This window comes from Stenotrophomonas sp. 05L414_2, from assembly GCF_056397905.1.
In genome coordinates, this window is sequence record NZ_JBFTOJ010000219.1 from 1 (window position 1) to 5,847 (window position 5,847).

At 66.4% G+C, this 5,847-nt stretch carries 7 protein-coding genes; 2 read left to right on the top strand and 5 right to left on the bottom strand.

Going from position 1 to position 5,847, the window contains the following annotated elements; genetic code table 11:
* Positions 1 to 143: 143 nt before the first annotated feature.
* The 5 genes from AC1DJN_RS20205 to AC1DJN_RS20225 all read right to left on the bottom strand — a co-directional run bounded on the left by AC1DJN_RS20205 (position 144) and on the right by AC1DJN_RS20225 (position 3,942).
* Positions 144 to 812 (bottom strand): YoaK family protein, encoded by a 669-nt coding sequence (locus tag AC1DJN_RS20205; RefSeq protein WP_059063786.1) that lies wholly within the window; start codon positions 810 to 812, stop codon positions 144 to 146.
* 10 nt (positions 813 to 822) lie between these two features.
* Entirely contained in the window at positions 823 to 1,329 is a 507-nt protein-coding gene (locus AC1DJN_RS20210) for a hypothetical protein (protein WP_025879447.1), read from the bottom strand.
* Positions 1,326 to 2,726, bottom strand: a complete 1,401-nt coding sequence (locus tag AC1DJN_RS20215; RefSeq protein ID WP_478039967.1) for a PhoH family protein — start codon at positions 2,724 to 2,726, stop codon at positions 1,326 to 1,328. The genes AC1DJN_RS20210 and AC1DJN_RS20215 overlap by 4 nt, the downstream gene beginning before the upstream one ends.
* A gap of 84 nt (positions 2,727 to 2,810) precedes the next feature.
* A complete protein-coding gene (locus AC1DJN_RS20220; protein WP_032977901.1) occupies positions 2,811 to 3,290 on the bottom strand; it encodes a peroxiredoxin in 480 nt (159 codons plus the stop codon).
* A gap of 91 nt (positions 3,291 to 3,381) precedes the next feature.
* A complete protein-coding gene (locus AC1DJN_RS20225; protein WP_025879444.1) occupies positions 3,382 to 3,942 on the bottom strand; it encodes a glycine cleavage system transcriptional repressor in 561 nt (186 codons plus the stop codon).
* Positions 3,943 to 4,106: 164 nt separating this feature from the next.
* Here AC1DJN_RS20225 and dapA point away from each other — a divergent pair, with 164 nt between their 5' ends.
* Both dapA and AC1DJN_RS20235 read left to right on the top strand, forming a co-directional pair.
* Positions 4,107 to 5,000 (top strand): 4-hydroxy-tetrahydrodipicolinate synthase, encoded by an 894-nt coding sequence (gene dapA, locus AC1DJN_RS20230; RefSeq protein ID WP_478039969.1) that lies wholly within the window; start codon positions 4,107 to 4,109, stop codon positions 4,998 to 5,000.
* Positions 5,001 to 5,032: 32 nt separating this feature from the next.
* Positions 5,033 to 5,548: a hypothetical protein gene (locus AC1DJN_RS20235; protein ID WP_025879442.1), complete on the top strand. Its 516-nt coding sequence runs from the start codon at positions 5,033 to 5,035 to the stop codon at positions 5,546 to 5,548.
* Positions 5,549 to 5,847: the final 299 nt, after the last annotated feature.

The following is a 5,847-nucleotide window of genomic DNA, read 5'->3' on the forward strand; positions in this document are numbered from 1 at the left end:
ATCCATGGCGCCAACGGTCCTGCAGCCCCACACCGCCCCGCATCTGACGGCTTCCTGCGCAGTAGATCCACGCCATGCGTGGATATCGCGGAAAAGATCGGATGGACAACGTAGAACCACGCCATGCGTGGATGACGCCATGCTCAACGCCGCCAGCGCGCCCACTGCTGGTAGGACACATAGCCCAGCCCGGTCAGGCCGGTCAGCAGGGCAGGGGCCAGCAGGGCGTCGTATTGCCAGCGCACGAACAGCCAGGCGCCGATCACGCCGCCAGCAAGGAAGCCGCTGATGATCAGGCCGCTCAGGGTCAGGCGTCGTACCTGCAGCGGCAGCCCGCGCAGCAGGTGGCCCAGGCCGATGCCGAGGTCGGTGAACATGCCGCTGAGATGAGTGGTGCGTACGACGGCACCACTGAAGGTGGTGGCCATCGCATTCTGCAGTCCGCAGGCCATCGCGGCCGCCAATGCGCCCCATATCTGATGCTGCTTGAACAGCGGAATGGCCGCCAGCAGCAACAGCGATTCCAATGCCAGCGCCACGCCGTAGCGCCGGCCGAGCTGCAGTGCGCTGTCCTGGATCAGCAGTCCGCTGACCATCGCGCCCAGCGAAAACGCGATCAGCAGCCCCCACAAATGGCCGACCGCGCGCCAGTCACCTTGCGCCAGTGCCATGCCAAGCTGGCTGGTGCTGCCGGTCATGTGGCTGACCGCCTGGTGTTCAAAACCGAGGAAGCCAACCACATTGACCATGCCGGCCACGCACGACAGGGCGACCGCGCCGATCCAGACCCAGGTGGGCAGGCGGATTCCCATGGCAGGCCCCTCAGGGCCCGCCGAAGCCGCCGTTGAACTGCAGCTCGCTGAAGGTCCCGCTGGCCGGGTCGAAGACCGCGCCCCAGAACTGCGCGCCGCCATCGCAGACCCGTACCGCCTCGCGGGCGGGCCGCAGGCTGTTGTCTTCAGGCAGATGGAACGCGTTGATGTAGATCACCTGCTTTCCGTCCAGCTCGATGCCGACGTACTGGCGATCGAAATCCAGCACGTGCGGCACCTGCGCTTCCAGCGATGCCAGCTTCGCTTCCAGCTGGTCCACCTGCTGCCGGCTCGGTGCCCAGTAGCCGCTGACCCGCCCGGCCTCGCGGCCGGGGCTGGGGCGCGAGCAGGTGTCGAGCACCTGCGCGGCGATGATCGGGCGGGTGACCACCCAGGACTGGCCACTGCGTTCTGTGGTCGGCACGCTGGCCGGTCCCTGCGTGGTCGCGCAGGCACCGAGCAGCGTGGCAATGGCGACCGCCAGCGATGGCAGCAGCAGACGGGTGCAGCGGTTCACAACACCTCCGAGGCGTAATCGGCCAGCCGCGAGCGTTCACCGCGACGCAGCGTGATGTGCGCGCTGTGCGGCCAGTTCTTGAAGCGGTCCACGGCGTAGGTCAGGCCCGACGTGGTTTCGGTCAGGTACGGGGTGTCGATCTGTTCGACGTTGCCCAGGCAGACGATCTTGGTGCCGGGACCGGCACGGGTGATCAGCGTCTTCATCTGCTTGGGGGTCAGGTTCTGCGCCTCGTCCAGGATCAGGTAACGCGACAGGAACGTACGGCCGCGCATGAAGTTCATCGAGCGGATCTTGATGCGGCTGGCGAGCAGGTCGTTGGTGGCCTGGCGGCCCCAGGTGCCGCCTTCCTGGTTGTGCGTCAGCACTTCCAGGTTGTCGGTCAGCGCGCCCATCCACGGCGTCATCTTCTCTTCCTCGGTACCGGGCAGGAAGCCGATGTCCTCGCCGACGCTGACCGTGGCGCGGGTCATGATGATCTCGCGGTAGCGCTGCTGGTCCATCGTCTGCGCCAGGCCGGCGGCCAGTGCCAGCAGGGTCTTGCCGGTGCCGGCGGTACCGAGCAGGGTGACGAGGTCGATCTCCGGATCCATCAGTGCGTTGAGTGCGAAGTTCTGCTCGCGGTTGCGCGCGCTGATGCCCCACACGGCATGGCTGCCGTGGCGGAAGTCATCGACCAGCGACAACACCACCTTGCCATCGCCGACGATCCTGCTGACGCGCAGCTCGACTTCGTCTTCGCCCGGCAGGTACACGTACTGGTTCGGGTACCACTCTTCGCCGTCCTGGGCGAGGATTTCGTAGTGCGTGCGGCCCTTGTCGCTCCAGCTGCGCAGATCCTCGCCGTGGCGCTTCCAGAAGTCTTCCGGCAGCTCGGTGGCGCCGGTGTAGAGCAGGCTGAAATCGTCCAGCGCGCGGTCGTTCTCGTAGTCTTCCGAGACGATGCCGGCGATGGCCGCCTTGATGCGCAGGTTGATGTCCTTGGAGACGAACACCACCGGGATCTCCGGCGTTTCTTCCTTCAGCGCCAGGATCGCGCCGAGGATGGCGTTGTCCGGGATGACCTTGCCAAAGCTCTTGCCCGCGTCGAAATGGCTGGTCTGGAAGCGCAGCAGGCCCAYGCTCTGCTTGCCGCGCAGCTGCAGGCCCTGCGGCCGCTGCAGCGGAATGCCCTCGGCCAGGTTGTCCAGGCCCGAAGCCTGCACCAGCTCGTTGAGGAAGCGGCTGACCTGGCGGGCATTGCGGCTCGCTTCGGTCGTGCCCTTCTTGCCGTTGTCCAGCTCCTCGATCACCTGCATGGGCAGGTAGACATCGTGCTCCTCGAATTTGAACAGCGCGGTGGGATCGTGCATCAGCACGTTGGTATCCAGCACGTAGATGCGCTTGCCTCGGGTCATCATCGGTTCCTGGTTACGGACAGGGAAAAACCACCACGGCCTGCTGCAGGGCAGGGTGGTGGCGGACAAAGTGGGCGATGGGACTCACTTGGACTGATTGGCCTTCAGTTCGGCGAGGACGGCGTCGGCATGGCCGGCGACCTTGACCTTGCGCCATGACTGCACGATGCGGCTGTCGGGGGAAATCAGGAAGGTGCTGCGCTCGATGCCACGTACCTGCTTGCCGTACATGTTCTTCATCTTGATCACGTCGAAGGCGCTGCACAGCGCTTCGTCGGCATCACTGACCAGCGGGAACGCGAAGCCCTGCTTGGCACAGAAGTTGTCGTGGGACTTCACCGAGTCGCGGGAGACGCCAAGCACGACCGCGCCCGCTTTCCTGAAGTCGGGCAGCAGTGCGTTGAAGTCGATGCCCTCGGTGGTGCAGCCCGGGGTGCTGTCCTTGGGGTAGAAGTACAGCACCAGCCACTGGCCGGCGTAATCGCCGAGGGTGGCCTGGGCGCCGCCGGACAGCGCCAGCGGCAGGGAAAGGGTGGTGCTGTCCAGGGTATCGCCGTTGTTCATGAGGTCCTTCTGTCGAGCCTGGGTTCTTTCTACGACAATTGCATGAAACGCCACGCGCCCGTGAGGAGCGCGCGAAGAATCAGGGTTTCAATCAGAACTTCATCGGGTCCATGATCGCGTCCAGGTTCAAGTGGTCGCAGAACTCGAGGAAATCATCGCGCAGGGCGGCGATATGCATGTTGGCCGGCACGCCGATGGTGACCTGTGCGCTGAACATTTCCGCACCGGTCTGCATGGCGCGGTAGCGCGTGCTCTGCAGGGTCTCGATGGTGATGCCCTGGCGGTCGAAGAAATCGGCCAACTGGAACAGGATGCCCGGCTTGTCGGCGGCGATCACCTCGACGATGTACGGCAGCAGGTTGGACTGCGCCTGCTTGGCTTCGGTGCGATACCACACCAGCTTCAGGCCTTCCTCGCGCTCGAGCCGGGTCAGCATCGCTTCCAGCTTGGCGACCGAATCCCAGGAGCCGGTGGCCAGCGCGGTCACCGAGACATCGCGGCCCACGGTGGCCAGGCGTGCATCCACCAGATTGCACCCGCTGTCGGCGATGCGGCGGGTGACGGACAACAGGGGGGACTCCGGATGCGTCGTATAGGCGTTGATCAGGAGGTGGTTTTCGCTCGGCGCTGGGCGCGGGGTGGTGTCGGTCAAGGCGATTCCGGGTAATGCATGCGTTAGTCTGAATGCCCGCCAGAGGCGGGGATCCACCGGTGTCCAGCATACTTGCCCGTGCTTTCGCGCCGCAAGTAACATTCAGAACGCCCGCGCCCTTCCGTGGCGGACGTTTTCCCTCCCCAGCCAAGAGCAGCACGTCCTTGTCCMTTTCCGGCCTCATCACCGCSCTGGCGACCCCCTTCCGGGCCGACGGCGCACTCGACCCCGACGGTTGGCAGCGCCTGCTGCACCTGCAGCTGGAGGGCGGCGTCCAAGGCGTTGTCGTTGCCGGCTCCACCGGCGAGGCAGCCACCCTGTCCGATGCGGAGTACGACCAGCTGCTGGCCAGCGCGGTCGAACGCATCGCCGGCCGCGTTCCGGTCCTGGCCGGTACCGGCCTGTCCGGCACCGCCAAAACCATCGAGCAGACCCGCCGTGCTGCCGCGCTTGGCGCCACCCACGCGCTGGTGGTCACCCCGCCGTACGTGCGGCCGACCCAGGCTGGCCTGATCGCGCATTACCGCGCGGTCGCCGACCAGGCCGGAGTGCCGGTGGTGCTGTACAACGTGCCCGGCCGCACCGGCTGCGACATGCTGCCGGAGACCGTGGCCGAGCTCGCCAGCCATCCGAACATCGTCGGCATCAAGGAAGCGGTGGGCGATACCGGCCGCGTGCGGGCACTGCTTGACCTGCGCAGCCCGACCTTTGCCGTGCTCACCGGCGATGACGGCACGGCCGCACGTTCGATCCAGGCCGGCATGGACGGTCTGATCTCGGTCGGTTCCAACGTGCTGCCCGGCGCCTATCGCCGGATGTGCGACCTGGCCGCTGCCCGCGACCATGAAGCCGTTGAATCCTGGGACGCTCGCCTGCAGCCGTTCCATGACTTCTGCGGTGTCGAATCCAACCCGATTCCGGTCAAGGCGCTGTTGCGTCGGATCGGCATCGGTCACGATCTGCGCCTGCCGCTGCTGCCGCTTTCGGCCGCACACGCGCCTGCCGCCGACCATCTCGCCGGCGATATCGCCGCCCTCGAAGCCCTTTCCAGCCACTGACCTTCCGTCTTGGTCTGATCCAGGAGATTCACATGCGCCAATCCGTTTCCGCCGTCCGCGTGCTGTCCTTCGCGCTCCTTGCCGTGGCCACCGCAGCCGGCACCACCGGTTGCTTCAAGCGTGGCGTCAAGGGCGACTACGCTCTGGCCCCGGAAGTGCGTCCGCTGGAAGTGCCGCCGGACCTGAACCTGCCGGCAGGCGCCGGCAACAACCAGGTGCCGACCCTGAGCTCGGCGACCAAGCCGGCCACCCCGGCCGCCGCTGCCCCCGCCGTCAGCGCCACCGGTTTCACCATTGCCGGCAGCAAGGATGAAGCCTTCGCCAAGGTCGGTACCGCGCTGGAAGGCGTGGAAGGCCTGACCATCGCTACCCGCGCGCAGCTGCTGGGTTCGTACGACGTGGCCTATGAAGGCAGCAACTTCCTGGTCCGCGTGGTCGCCGTCGACGCCGGTGCCTACATCTCCGCGGTCGACCCGCGTGGCCTGCCGGCCACCGCCGAAGCCCCGGTGAAGCTGATTGCCGCGCTGAAGGCCAAGCTGGCCCCGTAATGGCCGGTTGGGCGGGTGCGGAGCCTGCTGGTTCGCACCTGCCGTGGTAGACGCCGGCCCTGGTCGGCGCCTTTGTGCCAACCAAGGTTGGCAGCTACCAGGGCCAGAACGGAAAAGGGCGCCCTGGGCGCCCTTTTCATTGCCTGCGGGTTCGCACCTGCCGTGGTAGGGGCCGACCTTGGTCGGCGCCTTTGTGCCAACCAAGGTTGGCAGCTACCAGGGCCAGAACGGAAAAGGGCGCCCTGGGCGCCCTTTTCATTGCCTGCGGGTTCGCACCTGCCGTGGTAGGGGCCGACCTT

What these genes read in the sequence shown, in the direction of transcription:
- AC1DJN_RS20220 (WP_032977901.1), bottom strand. Translation starts at nt 3,290, where the DNA reads ATGAACAACGGCGATACCCTGGACAGCACCACCCTTTCCCTGCCGCTG.
- AC1DJN_RS20235 (WP_025879442.1), top strand. Translation starts at nt 5,033, where the DNA reads ATGCGCCAATCCGTTTCCGCCGTCCGCGTGCTGTCCTTCGCGCTCCTT.
- AC1DJN_RS20205 (WP_059063786.1), bottom strand. Translation starts at nt 812, where the DNA reads ATGGGAATCCGCCTGCCCACCTGGGTCTGGATCGGCGCGGTCGCCCTG.